Origin of the sequence: Virgibacillus salexigens, from assembly GCF_014905415.1 — a bacterium.
In the GTDB taxonomy this organism is placed as follows: domain Bacteria; phylum Bacillota; class Bacilli; order Bacillales; family Amphibacillaceae; genus Virgibacillus; species Virgibacillus salexigens.
This window is the reverse complement of sequence record NZ_BNEO01000089.1, coordinates 1-323: the sequence shown is the minus strand read 5'-3', so window position 1 is coordinate 323 and position 323 is coordinate 1. Positions and strand designations below refer to the sequence as shown.

1 pseudogene is annotated in these 323 nt (G+C 36.2%); it reads left to right on the top strand.

The annotated features are described in order from the left end of the window. A pseudogene (locus JKP73_RS22365) lies at positions 1-323 on the top strand (hypothetical protein); the annotation flags it as partial.

Sequence of the window (323 nt, the reverse complement as noted above, 5' to 3'; positions counted from 1 at the left end):
TCTGGAAAATGTTTTAAATGACCATCAATTATCTAAACAGGATTTTCACAAGCAAATGGTTATGCTGAAAGATTCGGATGAAAAATTAATGGAGCAATTAAAAATGTCTGAACAGGCGAGTGCCGATGTTGCCAAGAGGGTTGAAGCACATTTAGAATTACAGGAAGGTCTTGTAGAACGTGTGCATAACCATGATAAAAAACAGAAAGAAACAAATGCACGTTTAGAAAATCAAGAAGCGTTAACAGAAAAGATGGTGAGGCAGTTGGATAATATCCGCACTATTCTGTTTGAGCGAACCAATTATCTGGCAGAAAAAATTG